A 2,080-nucleotide genomic window follows, 5' to 3' on the forward strand; every position below is an offset into this window, starting at 1 on the left:
TGTCGACGCCATGCTCGACCAGCGCGTTGATGGCATCATCGCCACCGGCAAGCGCATCGATCGCCATCTGCCCGTCGACCTCTCCAATCTGCGCGTCCCGGTGATCTATGCCTTCACGCAGCCAGATCCCGACGCCGTCGCCTTCGTCTCGGACGATGTTAGCGGCGCCCGGCTGGCCGTCGAGCATTTCTGCCGGCTGGGCCGCAAGCGCATCGCCCACGTCACCGGGCCGGCGAGCTTTGCCGTGGTGCACGCGCGCGTCCAGGCTTACCGCGACGTGCTCGTCGAAAACGGCCTGACGGTCAGCGAGCCGCTGCTCGGCTCCTGGTCGGAAGCCTGGGGTCACCAGGCGGTTGCGCAACTGTTCGACGGCAAAAGCGAAAGGCCGGACGCGGTCTTCTGCGGCAACGACCAGATCGCGCGCGGCGTCATCGATGCGCTGCGCGAACGCGGCCTCGACGTCCCCAGTGATGTCGGCGTCATCGGTTTCGACAATTGGGAGATCGTGGCCGAGGCGACGCGCCCGCCGCTGACCTCTGTCGACATGAACCTTGTCGCGCTCGGGCGCGAGGCCGGGTTGACCCTGCTTTCGCTGGTCGGCGGCAAGCCCGCCGCGCCGGGCATTCGAAAACTGCCGTGCCGGCTGGTGGTGCGGCAGTCATGCGGCCATCCGCCGGGTGGCTGAAAACGAAGCGCCGCGCAATCGGCGCCAAGCCGCGGACCGCGGCCAACCTTGGAGGAGGAGAACATGAGGAACCTGATTGCCAAACTGACCCTGGCCGCTGCCGTTCTGGGTGGCGGTCTCGGCACTGCCGCCGCCGAGACGGCCAACATCTGGGTGCGCGCCGACGGCTCGAATTTCATGCCGAGGATCGTCGATGCCTACAACAAGGCGCACACCAACCAGGTCAAACTCGACATCATTCCCAATGCCGAGATCATCCCAAAATACGGCGCCGCGGCCGCCGGCGGCACGGCGCCCGACGCGCTGTCGCTCGACTTGATCTACACGCCCTCCTTCGCCGCAGCCGGCCAATTGGAGGACATTACCGACTGGGCAAAGTCCCTGCCCTATTTTGCCAGCCTGTCGCCGGCGCATGTGAAGACCGGCACCTACAAGGATCACATCTATGGCCTGCCCTTCTCCGCCGACGCCTCGGTGCTGATCTGGAACAAGAAGCTGTTCAAGCAGGCCGGCCTCGACCCCGAAAAAGGACCAGCCAACTGGGCCGAGATCGCGGCCGATGCCGAGAAGGTCAATGCGCTCGGCGGCAACATCAAGGGCTTCTACTTCTCCGGCAATTGCGGCGGCTGCAACATCTTCACCTTCACGCCGCTGATCTGGGCGTCTGGCGGCGACATCCTGAGCGAAGACGGCTCGAAGGCGACGCTGGACAGCCCACAGCTGCGCGGCGCCATCGATCTCTACCGCTCGATGGTCAAGAAAGACCTGGTCCCGGCAGGTGCGCAGACCGACACCGGCGCCAACTTCTTTGCCGCCTTCGCCGCCGGCAATATCGGCATCTCGCCGTCCGGCGCCTTCGCCATCGGTGCGCTCAACACCCAGTATCCCGATATCGACTACGGCGTCACCTTCCTGCCGGGCAAGGACAGCGGCTGGTCGTCCTTTGCCGGCGGCGACAATTTCGTCGTCACCAAGGGCACCACGAAATTGCCCGTGGTGAAGGAGTTCCTCGACTTCGCCTATTCGCTCGAAGGCCAGACCATCCTCGCCAAATACGGCAGCCTGCCGGTGCGCGGCGACATCGCCAAGGAAGCGCTGAAGGATCTCGATCCGCGCTACCAGGTCGCCGCCGAGGCCATGGCCAAGGGCAAGACGCCCTATTCGGTGGTGTTCAACGACCTGATCAACTCCGCCAACGGGCCTTGGACGCAGATGATCAACGAGGTCTTCTTCGGCGACGATGTCGACGGTGCGATCGCGAACGCACAAGAGACGATGCAGTCGATCATCGACCAGGCGCCGCAGAAATAGCCCAACCTCACCTCCCCCTTGAGGGGAGGTCGGACCGCAGGTCCGGGTGGGGTCGCCACCGCAGTGCTCGACGTTTCTTGATGT

General features: G+C 64.9%; 2 protein-coding genes. Both read left to right on the plus strand.

What is annotated here, in order from left to right; genetic code table 11:
• Nucleotides 1-685, plus strand: a 685-nt coding sequence (locus EN749_RS34700; RefSeq protein ID WP_145991146.1) for a substrate-binding domain-containing protein, incomplete at its 5' end; no start/stop codon positions are given.
• Nucleotides 686-748: 63 nt separating this feature from the next.
• A complete protein-coding gene (locus tag EN749_RS34705; protein ID WP_127383389.1) occupies nucleotides 749-1,996 on the plus strand; it encodes a sugar ABC transporter substrate-binding protein in 1,248 nt (415 codons plus the stop codon).
• Nucleotides 1,997-2,080: the final 84 nt, after the last annotated feature.

This window comes from Mesorhizobium sp. M7A.F.Ca.ET.027.02.1.1 (assembly GCF_004022985.1).
Taxonomy (GTDB): Bacteria; Pseudomonadota; Alphaproteobacteria; order Rhizobiales; family Rhizobiaceae; genus Mesorhizobium.